This is a genomic window from Solitalea canadensis DSM 3403 (genome assembly GCF_000242635.2).
Classification (GTDB): domain Bacteria; phylum Bacteroidota; class Bacteroidia; order Sphingobacteriales; family Sphingobacteriaceae; genus Solitalea; species Solitalea canadensis.
The window spans coordinates 3,220,461-3,244,972 of sequence record NC_017770.1 but is presented as its reverse complement, the minus strand read 5'-3'; the positions used below and the strand labels follow the sequence as shown (position 1 = coordinate 3,244,972).

Below are 24,512 nucleotides of genomic sequence, written 5' to 3'. Positions count from 1 at the left end.
AATCAAACCATTATTAAATAACCCTGTTGATAAATCTGCAATTAACTTTTATTTTTGCAGACTTTCAAAGATTTTAAAACACTAAAATTTAAGGCATTGGATATTTTCGAGAAGATTAAGGAGAAGAGAGGTCCTATTGGACAGCATTCTAAATGGGCTCACGGATATTTTGCTTTCCCTAAATTGGAAGGTGAAATAGGCCCACATATGATGTTTCGTGGTAAGGAACATTTAGTATGGAGTTTAAATAACTATTTAGGCTTGGCAAACCACCCTGAAGTACGTAAGGCAGACGCAGAAGGTGCAGCAGAATATGGTTTAGCTCTTCCTATGGGTGCTCGTATGATGTCGGGTAACTCAAATAATCATGAAGCTTTAGAAAAAGAGCTTGCCGAATTCGTTGGTTTTGAAGATGCATTCTTATTAAACTTTGGTTATCAAGGAATGGTATCTATCATCGATACATTAGTTGATCGCCATGATGTTATTGTGTATGATGCTGAGGCTCATGCTTGTATCATCGACGGAGTTCGTTTACACCAAGGTAAACGTTATGTATATACGCATAACGATATGGATAGCCTTGAGAAACAATTACAACGTGCAGAAAAATTAGTTGAAGGTACTCCTGGTGCTATTTTAGTAATTACCGAAGGTGTATTTGGTATGTCAGGTGTACAAGGTAACTTAAAAGATATCGTTGCACTAAAAGAAAAATATAACTTCCGTTTACTAGTTGACGATGCCCATGGTTTTGGAACAATGGGTAAAACCGGTGCAGGTACTCATGAGGAGCAAAACTGTATTGAAGGCATCGATGTGTACTTTGGTACTTTTGCTAAATCAATGGCAGGTATTGGTGGTTTTGTAGCAAGTACTGAACAAGTTGTAGAGTTTTTGCGTTACAATATGCGTTCTCAAACATTTGCAAAATCGATCCCTATGCCAATGATTGTAGGTTTACGTAAACGTTTAGAGTTGCTAAAAACAAATCCTCAATTAAAAGCTAAACTTTGGGAAATTGTTAATGCTTTGCAAGGTGGTTTAAAAGAATTAGGTTTCGATATTGGTAAAACCAACACACCGGTTACTCCAGTATTTATGCATGGTTCGTTAACTGAAGCAACTAACCTGATTGTTGATTTACGTGAGAATTACAGCATTTTCTGTTCAATTGTTACGTATCCGGTAATTCCTAAAGGTGTTTTAATGTTACGTTTAATTCCTACAGCTGCTCATAGTCTTGAGGATGTAAAACGTACATTAACGGCATTTAGTGAAGTGAAAGAAAAATTAGCAGAAGGTCAATACAAAGAAACAGAAGAGTTTGCGGCTCCACGCTAATTTATAATTTGATGATAATAAGGAATCCCGTTCTGGTTTTACCCCGAACGGGATTTTTTGTATTCTTTAATGTATAGCAATGAGGAGTTTTTTGTACTGTTATTTCGACACACTTATGCGAATCATATACAGAAAAGTGTTATTAAAAGACAAATATTGCTTAATGGTAGATTTAAATTAAAGCTGTTCAAAACCAATAGTTTATAATTTTTATAATTTGTAAGAACAAACAATTTAGAGTTTAAAACCGTTAATAATTTACTTAAAGATCAAATACTATGTCTCAAATCATAAAATTGGCTTACTATTTGATTAAAACAGTTCCAAATGGTCGGGTGGCCGAGTGGTTAGGCAAGTGTCCGCAAGACGCTATACAGTAGTTCAAATCTGCTCTCGACCTCTAACAAAATCTGCCGTTTAATACGTGCCTGAATTTTTTCATTTTTACTATAAGCCTTCGGAAACGAGGGCTTTTTTTACAACTTGAATCAGCTCAAAAGCACTATATTGCAGAAATAGACCGATAATTTTTAAGAAAATACTTTAGTATGCGCTAATTGTTTTCTATACTTGTTAGACAAAATTTTAACCATGGAAAAATACAATCAGTTCAAACAATTGTTAGCATCATTAGAAGAAGATGCTGAGAAATTCTACAACAAAGGTAACAATGCTGCTGGAACTCGTGTTCGTAAAGGTATGCAAGACCTAAAAAACCTGGCTTCTGAAATTCGTAAAGAAGTAACAGATTTAAAAAACAAAGAAAAATAAGAATCCATAAGTTGAAGCCCTTAAAAGCTTCTTTTATGAAATCGGTATAAGGCTAACCATTACGGTTGGCCTTGTTTTTTTACAAATGCGTAGTTATACGCTATGTTGGCTTTTGCTTACTCATTATCTTTGGATCAGGAAAGCAAACAAATACACATCTTACTCTATGATCGAAAGCCGGAATATTAATTTATGGTAACATAAATTAATATTTCGGCTTTCTTTATTGATAATCTCCTAATAATCTTTCAGTTATAATTTTTGGAAATATCTTTTTATTTTATTTAAAAAGTTTCAAATTCATTTTAATTTCGTTATGGATTTAACAAAATACACCTTATTTTAGGTTGATTTATATTTACATTCATGACCAACCGACGAGACTTCATAAAAACAAGTGGATTAGCACTTGCCGGAATTGGATTAGGCGCAAATAATGCATTTTCTTTTATTCCTACTGTTTACACCTCTAAAAGGCCTGAGCTGGCTAAAAGACATTTTACAAGCCCAGCTGTAGAAGCTAAGATTAAAGAGGTAACCTCAAAACTTAAAGACCAGAAACTTGCCTGGCTCTTTGAAAATTGTTTCCCTAATACGTTAGATACTACTGTTTATCATAAAACAATTGATGGTAAGCCCGATACTTTTGTAATTACAGGTGATATTGATGCCATGTGGTTACGAGACTCATCTGCACAAGTGTGGCCGTATGTTCCTTTAGCAAAAAATGACAAGAAGCTTCAGTCTTTACTGGCTGGAGTAATTAACCGACAGGCGAAGTGTATCTTGATAGATCCTTATGCAAATGCATTTAATGATGGCCCGAAGGGCAGTGAATGGGAAAAAGATCTTACGGAAATGAAACCTGAGTTGCACGAACGTAAGTATGAACTTGATTCAATTTGTTATCCTATTCGTTTAGCTTACGGTTATTGGAAATCAACCGGTGACGTCGCTGTTTTTGGTGATGAATGGAAAAAGGCGATGGAACTTGTTTATCACACCATGATTGCGCAACAGCGAAAAACGGAAAGAGGACCTTACAAGTTTCAGCGCGTTACCGGATGGCAGAGTGATACAGTTGCCGGAGCTGGTTATGGGGCTCCAATTAAGCCTGTGGGATTAATTGTTTCTATTTTCCGTCCTTCGGATGATGCAACAATTTATCCTTACTTAATCCCCTCTAATTTATTCGCTATTGTATCCTTACGTCAACTTGCAGAGATAATGAAAGAGGTGTACAAGGATGAAGCTATGGCTACTAAATGCACCAACCTTGCTAATGAAGTTGAAGCAGCAGTTGATAAATACGGAATTGTTGATCACCAGAAATACGGTAAGGTCTATGCCTTTGAAGTGGATGGGTTTGGCAATTACGTTTGTATGGATGATGCCAATGTACCTAGCTTATTAGCACTCCCATATCTTGGCTGTTGTGCTAAGAATGAAAACATCTATATCAATACCCGGAATATGGTATGGTCTGAATATAATCCTTATTTCTTTAAAGGCAAGGCTGCTGAGGGCATTGGCGGACCACATGTTGGTTTAGATTATATCTGGCCGATGAGTATCATTATGAGAGCCTTTACAAGCTCAAGTGACGAGGAAATAAGAAATTGCATTAAGGTATTAAGAGATACTGATGGAGATACCGGCTTTATGCATGAATCTTTCCATAAAGATGATCCTGCCAAATTTACACGTAAGTGGTTTGCCTGGGCTAATACCTTATTTGGTGAATTAATTATCACTATGTTAAAAGAAAGACCGCAGGTGCTGGATTTGAAGTAGTTGATTATGGGTTGAGGGTTACGTGTTATTTCTCAATTATAAGTGATAGCTTAAAGTTGTATTATTCTCGAATAAAGATTTTGGAATTTTACGGCTTTAAGCTATTATTTTTCTTTACAGAGGTATTACACCTTCGGTGCTGGATTGGATCAATCTGAAAGTTGGTGAGGGAGAGTTTAAGACAGTAAGCATGTATCACGCTGAGGAATGAAGGAGTTGGAATTTGAAAGTGCTTTGATGTAACAGATTCTTCGTGCCTCAGAATGACAAATTATGGGTGTAATTAGGCGATTTTAATCTTTATCTTGATGAGAAGCGATTTTACTCACTCTCCTTAATAAAAAAACGTTCAAGGCATTTTTCTCTGAAATGACCAAATTGGCCAATACCCAAGCCGATAAGACAAATCACTTTTAACACGTCGGAACTGATGTAATATAAATGAAGTTTGGATGGAGTTGGTGTTTGTCCATCAATGATCAACTGTACCCGTTGATGTAATGTAGGCAGCAACCAAAAAGTTTGAATGGCAACGATGCCGAGTAAAATACTGATCAGAATGTTGGTTTTCCGACCGTATCCGTTAATAAAGGCAAATCCAAGCGTAAAGAGGGCTAAAATAATTTCAACACGATTGAGTGCCATAAAAACGATTCTGCCCACTTCAACACCCACTTGTAAACTTAAATGTGGGGCAGTGAATTTAGCAGGAGCTTCCATAAAACTAATCGCACAAACAAATCCAAGCCAGATAAAAGTAATTGCAATAGGTAACGAATGCTTTAGTTTTGCCATATTACAATATAGAAAGATTGCCGTTATTACGGAAGTGTTCAATCTTGAAGTTAAACATTTCTGCCATTCGTTGAGCTCGCCATAACGCTTCGTTTGCCTTTTCTCCTTCAAATAAACTGTTTACAGTACCGGAAAATAAAATGAGCCAATGATCGAAATGTTCCTTTTGTACAGGGAGTTTTGCATGGGGAGGGAAGGGACTGCCTGTGTACCCTGGTTCAGAAAATAAGATAGTATTCCAAAAGCTATACATCTTCTTTAAATGGACATCCCACTTATCTTTAATAATACCATTGAAAATTGGCCCCAAAAGGCTATCGTTCTTGATTTTATCATAAAATGTATCCACCAAGAGTTGTATATCTGAAAAGTTACTTATATCATTTTTGATAATTTGCATATAATATAGCTGCTTTAAGCACAGTTCTCCACGATACAAAATTAGTAAGAATACTTAGTAGAGTTCATGACTTTTGTCAGTTTATCATGAAAGATGCATAAAATTACATTAATGTGATCTTTTAAGCGATAATTAAAATATATATCTGTATGGTTCAGTTATTTAACTAAAGTTTTATTGAACTAATTTTAGTGCATAATTATTACTTTTTAGTATATTATGTAATGTATTGATTTTCAATTTGTTATGTTTTGGTTTGAAATTGACTGCTATGTTTTCTATACTCTGATTGAGGGGATTTTCAGACAGTTACAATGAACTATAATGGTGGAAATGTGGAAAAAAACAGCTTTAAACGCGCTTTTTTGTAGTTGAAATTTTTGTTTTATGAAACAAAAGCTATTACATTAGCTATGGAATAACCTAATCAGTATTTACCAAACATTAAAAGGAGTATCTTAAAATGAAAAAATTTAATGAATTCAAAGCTTTGTTGTCATCATTAGAAGGTGATGCAGATAAGTTCTACAACAAAGGTAACAATGCTGCCGGTACTCGAGTACGTAAAGGTATGCAGGATTTGAAAAACCTAGCTCAGGAAATCCGCATGGAAATCCAGGAAACAAAAAACAAGGCTGAAGCATAGTTCATCCAAAAACCTAAAAGAAAATGTCCCGTTAGCTTATAGCGGGACATTTCTTTTTTATAAGCCGCGACGGCTTAAATTAATAGTTTTTTACAGCAGCAACTACTTTTGCTTTTAGTTCAGCACTGATATTTACCAATGGTAAACGAACCGTGTTACCACAAATATTCAACTCTTCTAAAAATGCCTTTACACCAGCAGGGCTTCCTTCTGCGAAAAGCATACTTATAATGTCAGTAAGTTTATAATGTAATGGGCGAGCTTCGTCAAATTTACCTTCCAAACATTTGCGAATCATTGAAGAGAAATCAGCTGGGAAGGCGTTTCCTACAACCGAAATAACTCCTTCTGCACCTAATGCAATCATTGGTAGTGCAAGGCCGTCATCACCCGAAATAAATAGGAAATCTTTTGGTTTGTTTTTAATGATTTCCATAAACTGTTCAAAGTTGCCTGAAGCTTCTTTTATACCGATGATATTTGAAAGTTCAGCTAAACGTAAGGTTGTTTGAGCAGTCATGTTTGACCCAGTGCGCCCCGGAACATTGTATAAAATTATAGGAAGAGGTGAGTTTTCAGCAACTAGTTTATAGTGCTGATAAATCCCTTCCTGGGTAGGTTTGTTGTAATATGGACTAACAGACAGGATTGCGGAGAAACCGTTAGTTTTAAAGTTTTTTACTTCTTCAACTACAGCAGCTGTATCATTACCACCAATTCCGGCAACCAAAGGAACACGATTCGCATTCACTTCAACTACAAAATCAAGTATCTTTCGCTTTTCTTCCTTTGAAAGGGTAGCAGTTTCACCTGTTGTACCCATTGGCACCAGGTATTCAACACCTCCGGCAATTAAATGCTCGATCAGGTTTCTCAGGCCCGGAAAATCAATACTTCCATCCGGATTAAAAGGGGTAACCAATGCAACGCCCGTTCCGCTCAGTCTTCTAGTCATTCTTAATTAATGAAAGATAATGTAATACTTGGGCGGTAAAATTAACAATACTTGTGTCTTTTTTACAATCAATCATGAAATCATATACAAAACTTTCTTCGGGTAGGTATTGTGCGATCTTAAAATTTGCATGCGCTTTTAATGCTAAATACGAAAGAGTTGTATTAGTTTGAGCAGAAAGATTAATTAATACATCATACGTTGTTGATTGAAGTTCATTTACTGTCGTTTTTTTAGGTAACGATAGTAGATTTAGCTCTTTTGGTGTAATAAAATTAAAATTTCTTGCTTCTGTTCGAAATTCAGGCAAATCCTTTTCGCTAATAAGGCATAAGGCAACAGTTTTTTTCTGTTGCTGGGCTAAATTGAAAGAAATTTCCTTTAGTGCTTTAATTTCTTCTAATTGTGACGCATTGTATAAAATCAAGAAGCTGTTGGCTTTGTCGAGGCCCAACTGTTTTGCCTGGCGTGCAACCTTCGCTGCTTCGCGTTTTAAAAAGTAATTTGCTAAAAAAGTTCTCATTTGGTTGGTTTAATTCAGCATGCTCATTAGATCTTTATCAGAAATAATCGGAATGTTTAAATCGGTTGCTTTTTTTAGTTTGGATGGGCCCATGTTATCTCCGGCCACCAGGAAATTCAGTTTAGATGATATGCTGCTCAACATTTTTCCCCCATTGGCTTCAATAAGATCTTTCAGCTCTTCACGTCCAAATCCCTCAAAAACTCCTGAGATAAGGAAAGTTTTTCCTTCCAGTTTGTTGCTTGCCAACACAATTTCTTTTTCTTCAACTTCAAACTGAAGCCCGTCTTGCTTAAGCTGCTCAATCAATAAACGGTGATTGTTTTCAGCAAAGTATTCGGTAACACTCTCTGCAATACGTGTACCTATTTCATTAACTTCAGTTAATTCAAGCAAACTAGCGTTTGCAAGGTTATCAATATTTTTAAAATGTTGTGCTAATTTTTTTGCAACAGTTTCTCCAACATACCTGATTCCTAATCCGAAAAGTACCTTTTCAAAAGGCATTTGCTTGGATTGCTCGATGCCTTCAATTAAGTTATTGACAGATTTTTCGCCCATACGCTCCATTTGGCGTAGTTGGTCTCGTTTATCTTTTAAAGCATAAATGTCAGAGATATTATGCAACAATTCGGCGTTGTAGAGTTGAACAATGGTTTCATCACCCAAACTGTCGATATTCATCGCTTTTCGTCCGGTGAAATGCTGCATTTTACCAATAATCTGGGGTGGACAGCCAGAATCATTAGGGCAGTACCAAGCGGCTTCTCCTTCAGTTCTTGTTAATGTTGATCCGCATTCAGGGCAAGTTGTGGTAAACAGCGTAGGAGGCAATCCATTTGGACGTTTATCCAAATTAACTTTAATGATTTTCGGGATAATTTCTCCGCCTTTTTCCACTAATACGGTATCGCCTTCGCGCACATCTAAACGTTCAATTTCATTGGCATTATGCAGTGTTGCTCGTTTAACAGTAGTTCCGGCTAATAATACAGGTTGTAAGTTTGCTACAGGAGTAACGGCGCCTGTTCTTCCAACCTGATAGGTGATAGAAAGAAGCTTTGTTTCAACCTCTTGTGCTTTGTATTTATAAGAAATGGCCCAACGAGGAGATTTAGCAGTAAACCCTAATTCTTGCTGTTGAGCATAGCTATTTACTTTAATTACAATTCCATCGATATCAAACGATAGTTTAAAGCGTTCATCTTCAAAAAGATGAATGAAGTCAAGAACTTCGTTTATATTCTTGCAAAGTTTAATGTGTTCTGATACTTTAAATCCCCAGCTTTTTACAGCCTGTAAACTTTCCCAATGTGTTTTGTAAGGAAGATTATCGCCGTACAAAAAGTAAAGGAAACAGTCTAACGGACGTTTTGCTACTTCTGTAGAATCTTGCATTTTCATTGTGCCCGAAGCAAAGTTGCGAGGATTGGCAAATGGCTGTTCTCCGTTTTCTTCACGTTCGGCATTGAGCTTTACAAAAGCTGCTTTGTGCATAAATATTTCACCTCTGATCTCAAATTCAGCAGGAAAACCTTCTCCTTTTAATTTATGAGGAATGGTTTTTATCGTTTTAACGTTTGTGGTAACATCATCTCCTTTAGTGCCATCTCCACGAGTTACCCCACGCGCTAATTTGCCATTTTCGTAAGTCAGACTCATGGAAAGTCCGTCGAACTTAAGCTCACAAACATATTCAAAATCATCACCTAAAGCCTTCCTGATCCGGTTATCAAAGTCAATTAGATCCTGTTCAGAATAAGTATTACCCAATGATAACATTGGATATTTATGCTGTACGGTTTTAAATGTTTTAGTGATCTCGCCACCCACTTTCAGTGTAGGAGAATCAGGTTCCTGCAATTCAGGAAATTCCCGCTCTAGATCTACTAATTGCTTTAATTTCTGGTCAAAATCATAGTCAGAAATGGTAGGGTGAGCAAGTACGTAATAGTTATAGTTATGTTGATTGAGTTCGGCAGTTAAAGCCTCGATTGTTTTTTTTGCTTCTTCGATTTGCATAGCAAGCGAAATTAGGTATTGCTAATTAAATTTTTGATTCTATTTCATCGAAAATCTTCATAAAATGATCAATGAGTGTGTCTTTATAGGTTGTAAGAACCTGTTGTAGCTCTTCTTTAGTTTCTTCAGTAAAATGGGTACCCCAAACTCCATAACATATACGGTTAAGCGCGTAAACCAACTTTTGATAATCAGTATAAGAAAATAAATATTGATTCTCCACAAACTTATCATAGAAACTGAAGAACGTTGCCGGTTCTAGAATGTTGTTTATCGATAAATAGTTAAGCAGGATTGAACGATCAGCTTGTTTTAAATGCGTATAAAACTTGGCAACATCTATTTTTTGCGTTTCAATCAACAAACTGTCTAATATCAATTCTAATCCGATATGGGCAAGAATGAACGGACGCACCTGTGTTCCCACAAGCAGTGGGGTGATGACTTCTTTTACTTTATCAGTTTCATTCTTAAAAAAAGTGGATGAGTGAAAGTATTTGTCGACCATTAAGTGCTTTTGCCACCCTTTGTAAATTGATAATAAAGACTGGTCTGCCGAAAGTTTGTCATGAAATTTATGAGGATGGATGTTCCAGGTTTTATTAAAGTTTTTGGTAAGATCAGGAAGTACTAAACCCAATACAAAGTTGGAGTCATGTGCTTGCTGGTCGAAATAATAGTGAGAGAGAAAGTTCATTTATTGGGATTACACCTTTTGTTGATTACACTGATTTTTTATTTGATAACACTGATTCTTGAACTCTTCCGGGGCGAGTGAGTGATCGTAAACTCTTCTCGTTTAGGAGAGGGATGTGGTTAAAACCTTTAAAGTAGAAAGCAAATTAATCATAATTAATTATCTTTGGCGCACTCACCATTCATCTAAACGCACTTTATTTCAGGATTAGGTTATTAATCGGTGTAATCTAAATCGAAAAATCGGTGTAATCAATACAGGGTAATCGGTGTAATCAAATTAGAAATCAGAGTAATCGTAGAAATTATGAATTTTGTAGAAGAATTGCGTTGGCGCGGCATGCTGCATGATATCATGCCTGGTACTGAAGAGAAACTGAATGAAGGCGTTATTGCCGGTTATATTGGTTTTGACCCTACTGCAGACTCATTGCACGTTGGTCACTTAACCCAAATTATGACATTGATTCACTTTCAAAAAGCAGGACATAAGCCTTATGCGCTTGTAGGTGGAGCAACCGGTATGGTTGGTGATCCTTCAGGAAAATCGCAGGAACGTAATCTTCTTTCTGCTGAAATTTTGAACCATAATCAGGCCGCTATTAAGAAACAATTGGAGAAATTCCTTGATTTCAACAGTGGTGCTAACAGTGCTGAAATGGTGAATAACTATGATTGGTTCAAAGAATTTAGCTTTTTAGATTTTATCCGTGATGTAGGAAAACACCTTACCGTTAACTACATGATGGCTAAGGATTCGGTAAAAAAACGTCTTGAAGGTGATAGCGGTCTTTCATTTACAGAGTTCAGTTACCAGTTAATTCAGGGTTACGATTTTTACTACTTATGGAAACATAAAGGCTGTTTCCTTCAAATGGGTGGTTCTGATCAATGGGGTAATATTGTTACCGGAACTGAGCTGATCCGTAGAAAGGCTCAAGGAGAAGCTTTTGCGTTAACCACACAGCTAATTAAGAAAGCCGATGGCAATAAATTTGGTAAAACAGAAAGCGGTGCGGTGTGGTTAGATCCTTCACGTACCTCTCCATATAAATTTTACCAATTTTGGTTAAATGCCAGTGATGAAGATGCTAAAAACTGGATTCGCATTTTTACGTTAAAATCTAAGGAAGAATTAGAGGCTTTAGATGCAGAACACGATGTTGCACCTCACTTACGTGTTGTACAAAAAGCTTTGGCAAAAGATATTACTATCAGAGTGCACTCTGAAGATGATTATGAGACTGCTGTAAAGTCATCTGAATTTTTATTCGGAAACGGTTCAATTGACTTTTTGAACGGATTGAGCGATGATAACTTGTTAGGTATTTTTGACGGAATCGAACAGTTCCAGGTATCAAAAGAAGAACTATCGGCAGGGGTAAATGTTGTTGATTTGCTGGGTGATAAAGCCAAAGTATTTCCTTCAAAAAGTGAAGCAAAGAAAATGATCCAGGGTGGAGGAGTTAGCCTGAATAAAACAAAAGTTGGTGGAGTAGATCAATTGATCGATCAATCAAGTTTGATTAACAACAAGTTTATTGTTGCTCAGAAAGGTAAGAAGAATTATTTCCTGCTTATCGCGGAGTAATTATTAATAAAATTCTAAAGAAAACGGCTTTGAGTAATCTCAAAGCCGTTTTCTTTAGAACTAAAAGGTAGCTTTCTCGTTTACTAATTCCATCTGAAATTGTAATAACATACGTTCAGTTTCCTGTTTTACTGTTGATACCTTATCCAAAATTGCGGTTGTTGTTTCAAATGTTTTATTATAAACATGCACATTAAACTCGCTTAAAGTTGACGAAACGGTAGGTTTATCGTGCAGTAGATAGTTGGAGTATCCATCAGAGAGATCAACATCCTGAATGGCGAAAATCGAAGTTTGTTTACTCATTTCAACGTTCGTTCTAAGTGTATGAATCAACTCATTGAGCACTTCGCAAGCATTTTTGGATACTTCGTCCGAAAGATAATTGAACGAGGACAGGTAAGAAGAATAAGCGTAGAATCGAGTTGTAAGTGTTCTATAATTATTTAGCTCTTGTTCTGCATTTTGAAAATTGTTATAAAGCTTTTTATACTCTTCAGCTTTTTCAATACTTTCCAAGAGAGCTGTTTTATAATTGTATAAAAAAGCCTGTTCATCTTTCCTGTTGAAATATTCAGTTTGTTGATCGATTTCTTTTTGTAATTCCGCTATAATGTCGTCCACCTGATCAAGCGAATATATCTTGTCATCAAATTCAAATTCGTTAGCTATTATATGACCTTCTTTGATGGAATTTAAAGTGTTGAGATCATTTGAATCACGATAAAAGCAGTTTAACTGATCTTCAAATCTCACGGGATAAATGTCTTCAAAATTATCAACCGATTGTTGATTACAAATTAGCGAATCAAGATTGAGCTTACTTAGCGAACGATTGAAGTAGAAAAGTCTAAAGAACTCGTGCAGGTTATAGTTTTTAGGTTGTTGTAGTAATGCGCTTTGAACTTCATCCTGCGGAATTACAGGAAAGTTTTTTGTCGGGGAAACCCAAAGTATATAATTGAGTAGTAATTTGAAGCTGCAGTGATGTAGCATTGTCAAATAAATTCCACGGATCAGTGTATAGATTTTCGTGTTCAATATCTGCTTTTAAAATGTTAGCTACACGCTCTTTTAAATCAGGGTGTGACGACCATTTATCATTATAAGTTACTCTACGATGAACCATATTTGTCCTATAACTATTGTCATCCATGATAGGAAGGTCATTTTCTAATTGGAAGCTATTTTTTTGAGCACGGTATCTCAAAAACTCCTTAAAGTTGATAAATAGGTTATCTGTTCGTTTTTCTTCATTTCCAAGTTCTCCAAGCTTGTTCACAAGGTCATCAAACACTATAGCTCCAAATTCTATTCTTCGGAGCGCCGAAATAGAAGCGCTTTTGCCGGCAACATTCGCGGCCACTAAGTCGGCATGAAATTCCATTTCTTTTGAAAGCGCCAGATAGCGAATATTGATAGGCTGATAAGCTTTCGCTAATAGCTTACGTATGAAGTTGGCAATATGTGATGTGAAAACGGCAAACCATGCAAAAAGACCACCTGTATTGACCCAACGTATTAACAGATCGTCCCATTTATCATGACTGTTTACCATAGAGAAAATGATATTATTTACCCGGTAAACATAGTTGCCAACCCGCATGCTTGATTGCGAAAAATGCCCGAATTCATGAGCAATAATCGCCTTAAGTTCTGCTTCGTTTATACAGCTAACTAATCCTAAACCAATTTCCAGGTTTTTTTTTATAGGAAAGAAAAGCGACCAAAATCCTGAATTGTAAAATACGCAGGCATTTAATTGGTGCGAAACAAACACTTTTTGGGGAAATGATGTTCCGGTTTCTTTTGCAATTTCTTTTATTAAAGCAAATAATTTAGGGTGGTCATCTTCAAAAAGCTGTACTCTATGCGGATTAGTATCCTTGTTAGAAACAAATAAGAATTTTACGGTAAACAAGAAAACCATGGCCCCCAAACAAATAATGCCTAAGGCAACCATAATGGTAAGAAAATGTATTCCCATGGAGATCATCATAAATCCGGCAAAGCCACAAATAATGGCTAATCCGATTGCTAATCCAACAAGGATGACATAACTTAGGATAAACAGAATAATGGCAGTAACCGCACTATTAACGCTTTTATTGAAATTTTCAGACTTTAAGGCATTCAGCTTTTGTGAAGTAGATAGAGTGTTATTCATAGACACTAATTAATTTGGCATGCAATATATCTATCATAAGAATATATCACAACGAAATTTCGTTATATAATAATTATAGATTTTAACTCCAAATTTGTGTTCCTTATGAAAAAGAATATCTTATTTCTCACCGGTGATTTTGCCGAAGATTATGAAACAATGGTGCCTTTTCAAATGCTGTTGATGGTAGGACATGAAGTTCATGCTGTTTGTCCGGATAAAAAGAAAGGCGATTACATTACAACAGCTATTCATGATTTTGATGGTTACCAGACCTATAGTGAAAAGCCAGGGCATCGCTTTGTTTTGAATTACTCATTTGCGGATGTTGATCCGAAGGCATATGATGCGATTGTTTTAGCAGGTGGGAGGGCTCCTGAATATTTACGTTTAAATCCAAAGGTGATTGAACTGGTAAAGCATTTTGCGGAAAGTAACAAGCCAATTGCAGCGATCTGTCACGGCATACAGATTTTAACTGCTGCAAATGTGGTAAAAGGCAAAAAGCTAACAGCATATCCTGCTGTTGGTCCGGAAGTTACCTTAGCCGGAGGAACCTATGTAGATGTTGCTGCTACAGATGCTGTTGTTGATGGAAATTTGGTTACTTCACCAGCCTGGCCAGGGCATCCAAAATGGATAGCTGAGTTTTTAAAGATACTCGGTACCAAGATTGAATTATAAAAGATAAGCCTTATCAGAAATGATAGGGCTTTCTTATAACCAACAGGAAATTTTTTGCAAAGATTGGGTATCATCTACCTCATTGATTATCAATTTATAATAATAGTTTATACACAGTATTAATGAAATAACTATTTTCTTATTGGATAAATATCGGGCAAACTGTCCTGCATTCCCCTTTTTGATAATTAAAAAACACGCTTGGTAAACCTCTTCGGTTACTTTGGCAACTTACTTGTGTAATTCATTCAGTTTCTCTTGAAACAATTAGTTAAACCATCCAAAAACAAGTTAAGTATGAGTAAAGGAATGATCTTCCGTGTTTTAGTGGCAGGTGTATGTTTATGTAGTAGTGCTAATGCTGAAAGTTTTCAAAGTGGCCCTAATCTTCAAAGCCAGTATACTGCTATAGTAGAAAAAGCAAATAATTATCAAGAGTACAAAGTTATTAAGGAAGCTTCTTTAAGGGCCTTATGGCGCAACGCGAATGACTCGCTAAACAAAGAAAAGAAGAATGTAACAACAGCACATGTGAAAATTGCAGCTCAACAGAAAACAATTAGCGAACTGCAAAATAACCTAACTGCTAAGAATCAGAATTTGCAAGAAACCCAGAATCTTATTGATAATTTGAGTTTGATGGGTATCAATATTTCTAAAAAATCCTACAATACAATTATGTGGGGGTTGGTAATAGGATTAGCCGGAGCATTAGCTTATTTTATTTTCATAAATAAAGGTTTTAAGAAGGAAGCCTATTATCGTATTCATTTGTTTGAAGAACTGACAGAAGAGTTTAAGAACTTCAAAACAAAAGCAAATGAAAAAGAAAAACGTTTAGCGCGCGAATTGCAGACTGAACGCAATGCTTTAGAAGAAATGCTCTCCAGACGTTAGATAATTCATGAGAATGATGAAAAGTGATTTTCGTCCATTTATGAAGCAGCGGTTCAAGCATCAAGTTTGAGCCGCTGTTTTTTTTGACCTGTTTTTAATCATCCTATTTTCAGACAAAATGATTTATCTTTGAGGCACATAAATCTCTTATAATGAAAAAACTATTCATATTATTTTTTCTGTTGATTGCAGGGTTAGCACAAGCTCAACAACTGCCTCAGACAGAGTATTATTTATTGGTAGGAACTTATACGAACGGAACCAGTGAAGGTATTTATGTTTATCGTTTTAACCCTGCAACGGTTAAGTTTACTTATGTGAGCAAGGTGAAATCTGAAAACCCTTCTTACCTAGCCGTTTCTCCTGACAAAAAGAAAGTATATGCCGTAAATGAAAATGGTGAAGGGAAGGGTGCGGTAAGTTCTTTCTATTTTGATAATAAAACAGGTTCGATCAATTTTATGAACACGCAACCTACTAATGGAGATCATCCTTGTTATGTAACACTTGATGCAACCGGAAAGAATGTTGTGGCCACCAATTATAGCAGTGGTAATCTGGTCGTTTTTAAAACGAATGACGGAGGATATTTAAATCCGGCGGTACAAACTCTTCAGCACGAAGGCAGCAGCGTATATGCGGGTCGTCAGGAAAGTTCTCATGTGCACAGTGCAAATTTTTCTCCTGATGGCGATTACCTTTTTGCAGCCGACTTGGGCAATGACCGTTTATATAAATACAAGTTTTATCCTGAAAGTACAAAAGAGGTTTTAACTCAGACTTCCCCGTCTTTTTATAGTTTACCAGCTGGTGCCGGTCCACGCCATTTTGAGTTTCACCCTAATAGAAGGTATTGCTATCTGTTAAATGAGATTTCAGGCAAAATTATGGTTTACTCTTATTTTGAAGGAAATCTAACGGAGCTTCAAACGCTTTTCTCTGACAAATCTCCTGGTACAGGCGACAAGGGTTCTGCCGATATCCATTTAACTCCAAATGGCAAATTTTTATATGCAACCAACAGAGGTACTACCAATGATATTGCGGCATTTAAAGTTGGAGCAGATGGGAAATTAACTGAAATTGGTCACTTTAAAACAGGATTACATCCACGTAATTTTATGATTGACCCGTCCGGAAAATTCTTGTTAGTGGCAAATCGGGATAGCAATAATATAATTGTTTTCAGAATTAACCAGGTGACAGGAAAATTGGAAGATACTAAGGTAAAGCTGGAGTTAGATAAACCTGTTTGTTTAAAAATGATTCGTGTAGCGAAATAGGGCTATTATTAATAACCTGTTGTGCGATTGAAAGACGTTCGCTAGAATGCATTGAACCTAATCTTGAGAGTTTTTTTTCTTTCGTCGCCTTCTGCGGGACTCACTTTTTTTCTTCAGCAAAAAAAAAGTAAGCAAAAAATGCCGTCGCTGCGTACAGTTCTCTTAATAGTTGGTGCTAGTACTTAGATCATCTCTTCCGAACTGTACAAGGCGATTTTGTGCATATGATAATTTATGTTTTACAAAATTATAATCAAATCGCAACGAGTGAACTTACTGAAAAAGTAATGAAAGGTATTCAAAAAGCCATTGATAAAAGGATTGAACAGGCCAAAAGAGATGAACGAGGAAATCATAATTTTTAATAAAATAGGAGAGGTTCTTAAAGTAAAAGCAAGAGACTATAAATAATAATAAAGCCTTCGATTCTTTTCGAAGGCTTTATTATTTATCATGCTATGAAATGAGTGTTGTTGCATTTTTCAATTCATTATAAACACGATCAATTATTCCTACTAATGTATCATGCTCAGCTTCAATTTCTTTTAGTAGCTGAATTTGTGCTCGTGTACGCTGGAGGTTATGACCTTCGAAATTAGTTTTGTAATAAACATCTCCCTCTATATAATCAGTCAAGAAACGAACTGCTTGCATATACGGAATCAACAAAACTCCCATCATTAGTGAATCCACTTCAACTGCCGACAAAAACTTATCGGCTTCAGAAAGGTAGCCTTTAGTGTAGGCTTCAAACAAAGGAATATTTAGTTTTATTTTGTTGAGGTCCTTTTCATCTTCAGAAGCTGAATTGATGATAGTCCTGATTGCATCTCCAAAATCATAGGCTACATAACCAGGCATCACTGTGTCAAGGTCAATAACGCATTGAGCCTTATCGTTTGCATCTAGCAGTACATTGTTGAATTTAGTGTCGTTATGAGTAATTCGAAGTGACAGGTGGCCTTCTTTTCCTAAATTTAGTATCGACTTCATTACATCTACCCGCTTATTAATGAAATCGGTTTCCTCATTTACTTCATCTCTTCTTTTGGCTATATCAGTACTCCATGCTTTATAAAAACGCGATAAGCGCATTTCTATATTGTGAAAATCGGGTATTGTTTCGGCTAATAACGTGGCATCCATATCCGATAATAGCGCCTGAAATCTGCCGAATGCTTTTCCTCCTTCAAATGCTTGGATTTCCTTTTCAACCAGATCATAGCTGTTGGTATCAGTTAAGTACAAGTACATTCTCCAGTAATTACCATCAACGTCCTTAAAGTATAACAGTCCGTTTTTTAATGGAATAATCGTTAATACCTGTTTTTTAGGATTACTGTCGGGTATTGCAGCTAACTTTTTTCGAAGATGTTCGGTTACCTTTTTTACATTGTCCATTAGGGCCGGAACATCCTTAAAAATAGCGTGATTAATGCGTTGTAATAAATAATCAGGATGGGTTTGATCTTCGTTTTTCAGGTAAAAAGTGTCATTTATATGACCAGAGCCATACGGTTTAATTGTTGCAATAGTACCCTCAATACTAAATGCATCAATAATAGCACTTAAATGTTGAGGTGTATGTTGATTATTAGTCATGAATCAGAATTTATTGATAAATATTGAGCGTTAATAAGATGTCCTGAAAACGTTGGTGTAATTAATTTTTTAACACACTTCAAGAGTAGGACTAAGGTTCTGTGCAGTAAATTTACAAAAGAACCTTAATCCTTAAACTCTAAATCTCCCTATAAGTTAGGTTTTAAATTAGGATTTAGAATAATCTCCTGTTCTGGTATTAGGTGAATAATTCGTGGATTGGTTGGTTGAATTATTTGTTTTGTTCCGTCTGTTAATGGGTGGAATCCAGGATATTCACGAACCAATGTGCGGTTGTTTCTGAACAAATCGCGTGGGCGGAATCCTTCAAATGAAAGCTCAAGCTGACGTTCTTCTAAAACGGCATCTAGTACACTTGGCTGACCTTTTAAATCGCCGGTGGTATATAATGCACTCGCCGGAATCGCAGCGCGAGAACGAATAGTGTTAACATCTGCCAAAGCTTCAGTATTCTTACCTAATTTAGCATTAGCTTCTGCACGGTTCAAATACACTTCTGCTAAACGGATAATAGCTGGCGAAGACATAGAACTGGTTGCTCCCTGGTTAGAAAATTTGAAAACAAAAATTTTCGGATCGCCATTCCTTTTCAAAGTATCTGTAGTACCCGCTTTATATTGAACAGCTACGAAAGAGTGACGTAAATCCTCCGGATGCTTGTTTAAAAGCTTCATGTATTGCACTGAAGCGTACAGCTCTCCATATCCACCATCAGCATTATACATAGAGCCAATACTTCCGTACCCTAAATCATTTTTCTGAGCAAACTTAATGGCAAAAATGGTCTCAGGGTTGTTTTCAGGTTGAATGGTGAAGTACTTTTTATAGTTATCAGCATTGTCCAGTTCATAACGATCTGAATTGATGACTTTGTCAGCGTATTCGATTGCTTTATCATTTTGCCCCATGTATAAGTACACACGCGATAATAAAGCCCAGGCAACTTCTTTTGATGCGTAAACACTACTCTTATCACTTCCCATTAAATCGGCTGATTTAAGGAGATCAGCAACAATTGCATTGTAGGTTTCCTGCAATGTATTACGTGCAGGCTTCTCATCAGGATTATAGCTCAAAACTACCGGAATACCTAATTCAGTACCAGGGTTTACGCCTTGTAAGGTGTAAGGTTTTGCAAAAAGATCAACTAAAATTAAGTGAGCCCATGCCCGTAGAAATATGTTTTCGCCTTTTAATTGACTAAACTCTTCCGATGCATTTTCGTCAATCTTAGGGATCAGTCTATTGGCTCCCGCTATTATGCGGTAACACTCTTGCCATATCTCATACGAGTTAAGCTGGTTAGGTAAATGGCCATATGTATAAGAATAAAATAAGGCATCAGTAGTAGTTCCACTTAAACTTACATTATCTCCCGGAAGTTCATTCATATAATAAAGATTACGGATGAACTGCTGTTTTAACGCAAACGAGTAATTACCGGCAGTTGCAGCTGTGAGTCCCTGTACGGTTGAAGTTACCTGATTATCTTGCAAGCCATCGGTTGGTAACTCATTTAATGAACAAGCAGTAGTTCCCATTAACAGGACGCTAAGGCTGAACAGATGTAAATATATTTTTTTCATTGTCTTAATTCTTAGATGGTTAAAAACCTAGTTGTACGCCCAAAATGAATTTTCTTGAATATGGATATTTGAATCCAACAGAACCGTTGTCGTCAACCTCCGGATCAATTCCTGAAAACTTGGTCCATGTATATAAGTTATCAGCACCAATAGAAAATTTAGCAGAACGAACGCCGATACGTTTAGATATTGATTCTTTAAGTGCGTAAGAGAGTGTTACGTTACGTAAACGTAAATAACTGCCATCCTCAATGAAACGAGAAGAAGGTCGTTGCGCATTTTTATTACCTCCGTTAACCAATTTTGGATGCGTAGCAATATCGCCTGGTTTTTCCCAACGATTCCAGCCATCTTGCAGTTGCATCATGTTATAAGTGTTGTAAGCACCATCGCTATCAAATAATGCACGGTTTCCATTATAGATATCATTACCGTATACAAAATTGATGAACGCATTTAGTTCCAAGCCTTTGTAGGAGAAGGTATTGCGTAAACCTCCGAAGAAATCAGGAGTTGAAGTACCAACAGTTTGTAAGGTTGCTTTACTGTATGTATTAGTGGTGGTAACGGTTTGTTTGCCAGTCTGAGGGTCGGTGGTTACAACTTCCCATAGAGGATCGCCATTTGCAGGATCTACACCAGCCCATTTGCGCATATACCAGGTATGCATATCCTGACCAACAATTAAACGTTGGTTACCAATAGCCTGGTTTGACGCAAAAGGAAGGTCGTTATATAATTCGGTGATCTTGTTTTTATTGAATGAGATGTTAAACTCTGTATCCCATTTAAAATCACGGGTAAAGTTTCTGGTTACTAAACCAAATTCGATACCCGTGTTTCTAACACTGCCAACGTTTAACGTTTTTGAACCAATTCCCACATTTGATGGTTGTAAAACATTAAATAATAAATCGCTGGTGTTTTTGTTGTAATAATCGGCCGTAAAGCTGATGCGATTGTTTAATACACCTAGGTCAATACCAAAGTCGAACGACGCTGTTTTTTCCCAGGTAAGATCTTTGTTTTCCAATTGGAAAGGGTAGGCTGCAGTCATGTCATTGTAAGATGCATCCACCTTGTAATATCCAATTCCTCCATAATTATTCAACGAATAAGACCCGTTAACATATTGTCTGATTTCAGCGTTACCGGTAGTACCATAGCTGGTACGAACTTTTAATAAGTTGATAAATGAAATATCTTTCATGAAATCTTCTTCCGATGCGATCCATGAACCTCCAAATGCGTAGAAGTTAGCATAAGGGTTGTTACTTCCGAAACGAGAAGAACCATCTCTTCTGAATGACGAGGTGAAGAAGTATTTTCCTTTGTAGTTATAGTTTCCTTGTAAGAAGAATGATAAGAATTTGCTAGTGTTTTTTAATCCGGTTGAGTTTACCACTTGCGCTCCTGTGCTTAATACATCAAGCGTTGGCAGTAAACCATTCATAGTTACATCACTGTACTGATCGGTATTATATTGATACTCTTGTCCCAATAAAGCGTCGATCTGGTGATTGTTGAACGTACGGTTAAACTTTAACAAGTTCGACGTTAAATAAGTACGGTAATCACTGTTATAATTATATAAGTAGCCATTGGTGTAACTTCCTGAAGTAGAGCGGATATCATTGTAATTTTCATTGAACCCATTACCTAACTCCGCACGGTTCGATGTTGAAAACGATAACCAGTTGGTAAAGAAGTACTCACCTTTAATTACACCTTCAAAATTAAGGTCTCTACTCTTGTTGTAATTGTATTGACGTTCAAACGCAAAATTTGAAAAATCGCGACCAAACCATTCAGGGGCAGTATTAGGGTCTATTGGAACTCCATTGTCGTCAAAAGCTCTGTCCCAAGGTAAATTGGTGTAAGATTGATAAAGTGCGGCATCAGGACTGCTATTTTCTTTGTTTTGAAATGTGCTCGCAATATTTCCTGATAGTTTAAATTTATCATTGATGTTATGATCCATGTTTAAGCGGAAACTATAACGATCAATCCCTGAACCTACTACAATACCTTCTTCTTTATAATAATTACCACCAAGGTAGAAACGAGTTTTTTCACTACCTCCATTAATGCCAAGCTCATAGTTAGTATTAATACCGTTTCTGAAGGCAACATCTTGCCAGTCGGTATTTACGTTTTTGCGCGACGATGGTAATAGATTTTCAATGTAAGCATTTAAACCAGATGGATTGCCTGTATACGCTGCAGCTAAAGCTTTTGCATACGTGTCATACAGTTGCGTTGAGTTCATCAATTCAAACTTTCCATTATTCAGTTGTGCAAAACCACCGTTAATTCTGAAATCAAAGTTGGTTTTACCAGCTTTACCTCTTTTAGTAGTAATAACAACCACACCGTTTGAAGCTCTGGCTCCGTACAATGTTGTGGCTGCTGCATCTTTCAGTACGGTAACTGATTCTACATCATTAGGATTAGGAATACCACCAATAATACCATCTACTACGTATAATGGGTCTGCTCCTGCAGTTACGGTACCATTACCACGAATACGGATGGTAGGTTTTTCACCCGGCTGGCCGCTGCCATTTCCTACAAATACACCACTCACTTTACCTTGCAACATTTTATCTACATCACTAGTGGTTACATCACGAAGTTCCTCTGCTTTTACCACCGCTACCGATCCTGATACCTTTCCGGATTGAGTACTTGTATAACCCATTACTACAACTTCTTCGAGTTGCTTAGAGTCTTCCTTAAGTGTTATCTTTAACTCAGAACGACCATTTAAGGCAACTTCCTGTTCTGTATAGCCAATTAGTTTAAAAACTAATGTTGCGTTGGACGGAACAGAAAGCGTAAACTTTCCATTATTATCTGTTTGAGCTCCTGTTGTCGAGTTTTTTACCGAAACAGTTACTCCTGGAAGAGGACCTGCTGCATCTGATACAGTTCCCTTCAATTGCACAGTTTGCCCGCTTGCAACATAGCTGCAGAGTAGGAGGCAAAGGCAAATTAGTTTAAGCAATAATTTGTTCATGATATTGATAGTTGGTTGTTTTTTTCTTCTTCATTATTAAGGACTTATGGTTTCAATTTCGTGCTGTTATAAAAACCAAAATGTCCTGATTGTTAAGCAAGATGCATATTTGTATTAAACCTGCAAGGGGGTGGGAGCAAGGCAAACGTTTGCGTAATTTTTTATTTTTTTACACAAACGTTTGCGTAATTTTTTTCGCTTTACAATTTTATATGTTTGTTTGTGAGCCCTCGGAATGAGGCTTATCACTCTAAACTTTTTTATTATATGCTTCGTAGAGACTTTATAAAAAATACTGCGCTTGCAGCCGCAGGTCTAACGATCCTTCCGTCGGGGATGCTTTTCGGAAAGGATAATGACAAAGTAAGGCTGGGTTATATTGGTGTTGGTTTAAGAGGCCAAAATCATATCCAGGAGGGTTTGCTTCGTAATGATGTTGAAATTGTGGCAGTTTGTGATTTACAGGAGTGGGCTTTGAGCGGATGTCGTGAATTATTTAAAAAAGCAGGAAAGAAACTTCCTGTTGAATATACAGGCGGATTAGATGCTTATAAAAAGCTGATCGCCAGAAAAGATATTGATGCAGTAATCATTTCAACTCCATGGGAGTTTCACCGCGATCAGGCAATCGATACAATGCTTGCCGGTAAATATGTGGGTTGTGAGGTTATTGCCGGTTTAACCGTTCAAGATCACTGGGATATAGTTGATACCTCAGAAAAAACAGGCATTCCGTATATGACACTTGAAAATGTTTGTTATCGCCGAGATGTGTTGGCAGCATTGAACATGGTTCGCCAAGGTTTATTCGGAGAGATCGTACACTTGGAAGGTGGTTATCAGCATGATCTTCGCCAGGTGTTATTCAATAATGGAAAACAACCTTATGGCGGCGGTGTAGAGTTTGGTCAGGCCAATTCAATGAGTGAAGCTCAATGGCGTACGCAATACAACGTGGATCGTCAGGGAGATCTTTATCCAACGCATGGAGTAGGCCCGATGATGCAATACATTGATATTAACCGTGGAAACCGTTTTACTAACCTTGTTTCTTTCTCGTCAAAAGCAAAAGGTTTGGCTGCTTATGTTGAAGAGCAAGCTCCGGGACATAAAAACTCGAAGATCAATTATAAAAACGGTGATGTAGTTACCACCATGTTAAATTGTGCAAATGGAGAAACAGTGTTAATCAGCCATGATACACACTTACCTCGTCCATACTCAATTGGATTCCGTGTACAGGGAACGAAAGGAATTTGGATGGATGTAAATAAATCAGTTCATATTGAACATGAGTCCAAGGCTCACGGTTGGGACCCTGCTCAGCAATGGTTCGATAAATACGATCATCCACTTTGGAAGAAATACTCAACAGAAGCCGAAGGTGCCGGACATGGTGGTATGGATTGGTTTGTGTTTAATGCATTTATCCAAGCTGTAAAACAGAAAAAACAAACCCCGATTGATGTTTATGATTCAGTAACAATGAGTGTAATTACACCGCTGTCTGAAAAATCAATCCTTGAAGGAAATACTCCGCAAGAGTTTCCTGACTTTACCCGCGGCAAATGGAAAACTAAGAAAAATACATTTGCGTTAGACGATAGCGGTTTCTAATCAGTAATCCCCCCATAAATTGGTTAACAGACTATGTGATCCGGCTCTCTAAAGAGCCGGAGATATAGGTTTTCCATTCACTTCTCTCAATCTTAAATC

At 36.8% G+C, this 24,512-nt stretch carries 20 protein-coding genes and 1 tRNA gene; 10 read left to right on the top strand and 11 right to left on the bottom strand.

Going from position 1 to position 24,512, the window contains the following annotated elements:
- The first annotated feature begins 96 nt into the window (after positions 1-96).
- From SOLCA_RS13365 to SOLCA_RS13355, 4 genes are all read left to right on the top strand, one after another.
- Positions 97-1,344: an aminotransferase class I/II-fold pyridoxal phosphate-dependent enzyme gene (locus SOLCA_RS13365; protein WP_042481317.1), complete on the top strand. Its 1,248-nt coding sequence runs from the start codon at positions 97-99 to the stop codon at positions 1,342-1,344.
- Positions 1,345-1,673: 329 nt separating this feature from the next.
- Positions 1,674-1,744: transfer RNA gene (locus SOLCA_RS23205), tRNA-Cys, on the top strand.
- Between the two features lie 191 nt (positions 1,745-1,935).
- Positions 1,936-2,115 carry a histone H1 gene (locus SOLCA_RS13360; protein ID WP_042479816.1) on the top strand — a complete coding sequence of 60 codons (180 nt, stop codon included), beginning with the start codon at positions 1,936-1,938 and terminating at the stop codon, positions 2,113-2,115.
- Between the two features lie 366 nt (positions 2,116-2,481).
- On the top strand, positions 2,482-3,909 hold the full coding sequence (locus SOLCA_RS13355) for a glycoside hydrolase family 125 protein (RefSeq protein WP_014680990.1): 1,428 nt from the start codon (positions 2,482-2,484) through the stop codon (positions 3,907-3,909).
- A 321-nt stretch (positions 3,910-4,230) separates the two neighbouring features.
- On the opposite strand, the gene SOLCA_RS13350 is transcribed toward SOLCA_RS13355, so the two are convergent.
- Positions 4,231-4,704 carry a hypothetical protein gene (locus tag SOLCA_RS13350; RefSeq protein WP_014680989.1) on the bottom strand — a complete coding sequence of 158 codons (474 nt, stop codon included), beginning with the start codon at positions 4,702-4,704 and terminating at the stop codon, positions 4,231-4,233.
- 1 nt (position 4,705) lies between these two features.
- Entirely contained in the window at positions 4,706-5,104 is a 399-nt protein-coding gene (locus SOLCA_RS13345) for a group III truncated hemoglobin (protein ID WP_014680988.1), read from the bottom strand.
- A 463-nt stretch (positions 5,105-5,567) separates the two neighbouring features.
- On the opposite strand from SOLCA_RS13345, the gene SOLCA_RS13340 reads away from it, so the two are divergent.
- Positions 5,568-5,750: a histone H1 gene (locus SOLCA_RS13340; protein ID WP_014680987.1), complete on the top strand. Its 183-nt coding sequence runs from the start codon at positions 5,568-5,570 to the stop codon at positions 5,748-5,750.
- Positions 5,751-5,829: 79 nt separating this feature from the next.
- On the opposite strand, the gene dapA is transcribed toward SOLCA_RS13340, so the two are convergent.
- The 4 genes from dapA to SOLCA_RS13320 are packed head-to-tail and all read right to left on the bottom strand — an operon-like array spanning position 5,830 to position 9,947.
- Positions 5,830-6,705 carry a 4-hydroxy-tetrahydrodipicolinate synthase gene (dapA, locus tag SOLCA_RS13335; protein WP_014680986.1) on the bottom strand — a complete coding sequence of 292 codons (876 nt, stop codon included), beginning with the start codon at positions 6,703-6,705 and terminating at the stop codon, positions 5,830-5,832.
- Positions 6,698-7,228 (bottom strand): DUF6913 domain-containing protein, encoded by a 531-nt coding sequence (locus tag SOLCA_RS13330; protein ID WP_014680985.1) that lies wholly within the window; start codon positions 7,226-7,228, stop codon positions 6,698-6,700. The genes dapA and SOLCA_RS13330 overlap by 8 nt, the downstream gene beginning before the upstream one ends.
- Positions 7,229-7,237: 9 nt before the next feature.
- Positions 7,238-9,250 carry an NAD-dependent DNA ligase LigA gene (gene ligA, locus SOLCA_RS13325; protein ID WP_014680984.1) on the bottom strand — a complete coding sequence of 671 codons (2,013 nt, stop codon included), beginning with the start codon at positions 9,248-9,250 and terminating at the stop codon, positions 7,238-7,240.
- A gap of 25 nt (positions 9,251-9,275) precedes the next feature.
- Positions 9,276-9,947: a hypothetical protein gene (locus tag SOLCA_RS13320; protein ID WP_014680983.1), complete on the bottom strand. Its 672-nt coding sequence runs from the start codon at positions 9,945-9,947 to the stop codon at positions 9,276-9,278.
- A 306-nt stretch (positions 9,948-10,253) separates the two neighbouring features.
- Between SOLCA_RS13320 and tyrS the strand changes: the two genes are divergently transcribed.
- Positions 10,254-11,537 carry a tyrosine--tRNA ligase gene (tyrS, locus tag SOLCA_RS13315; RefSeq protein WP_014680982.1) on the top strand — a complete coding sequence of 428 codons (1,284 nt, stop codon included), beginning with the start codon at positions 10,254-10,256 and terminating at the stop codon, positions 11,535-11,537.
- A gap of 60 nt (positions 11,538-11,597) precedes the next feature.
- Here tyrS and SOLCA_RS13310 read toward each other — a convergent pair whose 3' ends face one another.
- Together SOLCA_RS13310 and SOLCA_RS13305 are read right to left on the bottom strand one after the other, a co-directional pair.
- Positions 11,598-12,293 carry a hypothetical protein gene (locus SOLCA_RS13310; protein WP_042479812.1) on the bottom strand — a complete coding sequence of 232 codons (696 nt, stop codon included), beginning with the start codon at positions 12,291-12,293 and terminating at the stop codon, positions 11,598-11,600.
- Positions 12,294-12,444: 151 nt separating this feature from the next.
- Positions 12,445-13,704, bottom strand: a complete 1,260-nt coding sequence (locus SOLCA_RS13305; protein ID WP_042479809.1) for a M48 family metallopeptidase — start codon at positions 13,702-13,704, stop codon at positions 12,445-12,447.
- 105 nt (positions 13,705-13,809) lie between these two features.
- Between SOLCA_RS13305 and SOLCA_RS13300 the strand changes: the two genes are divergently transcribed.
- From SOLCA_RS13300 to SOLCA_RS13290, 3 genes are all read left to right on the top strand, one after another.
- Positions 13,810-14,388 carry a DJ-1/PfpI family protein gene (locus SOLCA_RS13300; RefSeq protein ID WP_014680981.1) on the top strand — a complete coding sequence of 193 codons (579 nt, stop codon included), beginning with the start codon at positions 13,810-13,812 and terminating at the stop codon, positions 14,386-14,388.
- Positions 14,389-14,685: 297 nt separating this feature from the next.
- The gene (locus SOLCA_RS13295; RefSeq protein ID WP_052308593.1) at positions 14,686-15,285 is read left to right on the top strand and encodes a hypothetical protein; all 600 of its coding nucleotides are present in this window, start codon (positions 14,686-14,688) and stop codon (positions 15,283-15,285) included.
- 152 nt (positions 15,286-15,437) lie between these two features.
- Positions 15,438-16,568 (top strand): lactonase family protein, encoded by a 1,131-nt coding sequence (locus SOLCA_RS13290; RefSeq protein ID WP_014680979.1) that lies wholly within the window; start codon positions 15,438-15,440, stop codon positions 16,566-16,568.
- A 456-nt stretch (positions 16,569-17,024) separates the two neighbouring features.
- On the opposite strand, the gene SOLCA_RS13285 is transcribed toward SOLCA_RS13290, so the two are convergent.
- The 3 genes from SOLCA_RS13285 to SOLCA_RS13275 all read right to left on the bottom strand — a co-directional run bounded on the left by SOLCA_RS13285 (position 17,025) and on the right by SOLCA_RS13275 (position 22,796).
- Positions 17,025-18,170, bottom strand: a complete 1,146-nt coding sequence (locus tag SOLCA_RS13285) for a phosphotransferase enzyme family protein (protein ID WP_014680977.1) — start codon at positions 18,168-18,170, stop codon at positions 17,025-17,027.
- Between the two features lie 149 nt (positions 18,171-18,319).
- Positions 18,320-19,777, bottom strand: a complete 1,458-nt coding sequence (locus tag SOLCA_RS13280; protein WP_014680976.1) for a RagB/SusD family nutrient uptake outer membrane protein — start codon at positions 19,775-19,777, stop codon at positions 18,320-18,322.
- Between the two features lie 19 nt (positions 19,778-19,796).
- Positions 19,797-22,796 carry a SusC/RagA family TonB-linked outer membrane protein gene (locus SOLCA_RS13275; protein WP_014680975.1) on the bottom strand — a complete coding sequence of 1,000 codons (3,000 nt, stop codon included), beginning with the start codon at positions 22,794-22,796 and terminating at the stop codon, positions 19,797-19,799.
- 267 nt (positions 22,797-23,063) lie between these two features.
- Here SOLCA_RS13275 and SOLCA_RS13270 point away from each other — a divergent pair, with 267 nt between their 5' ends.
- Positions 23,064-24,413 (top strand): Gfo/Idh/MocA family protein, encoded by a 1,350-nt coding sequence (locus SOLCA_RS13270; RefSeq protein ID WP_014680974.1) that lies wholly within the window; start codon positions 23,064-23,066, stop codon positions 24,411-24,413.
- Positions 24,414-24,512 lie beyond the last annotated feature (99 nt).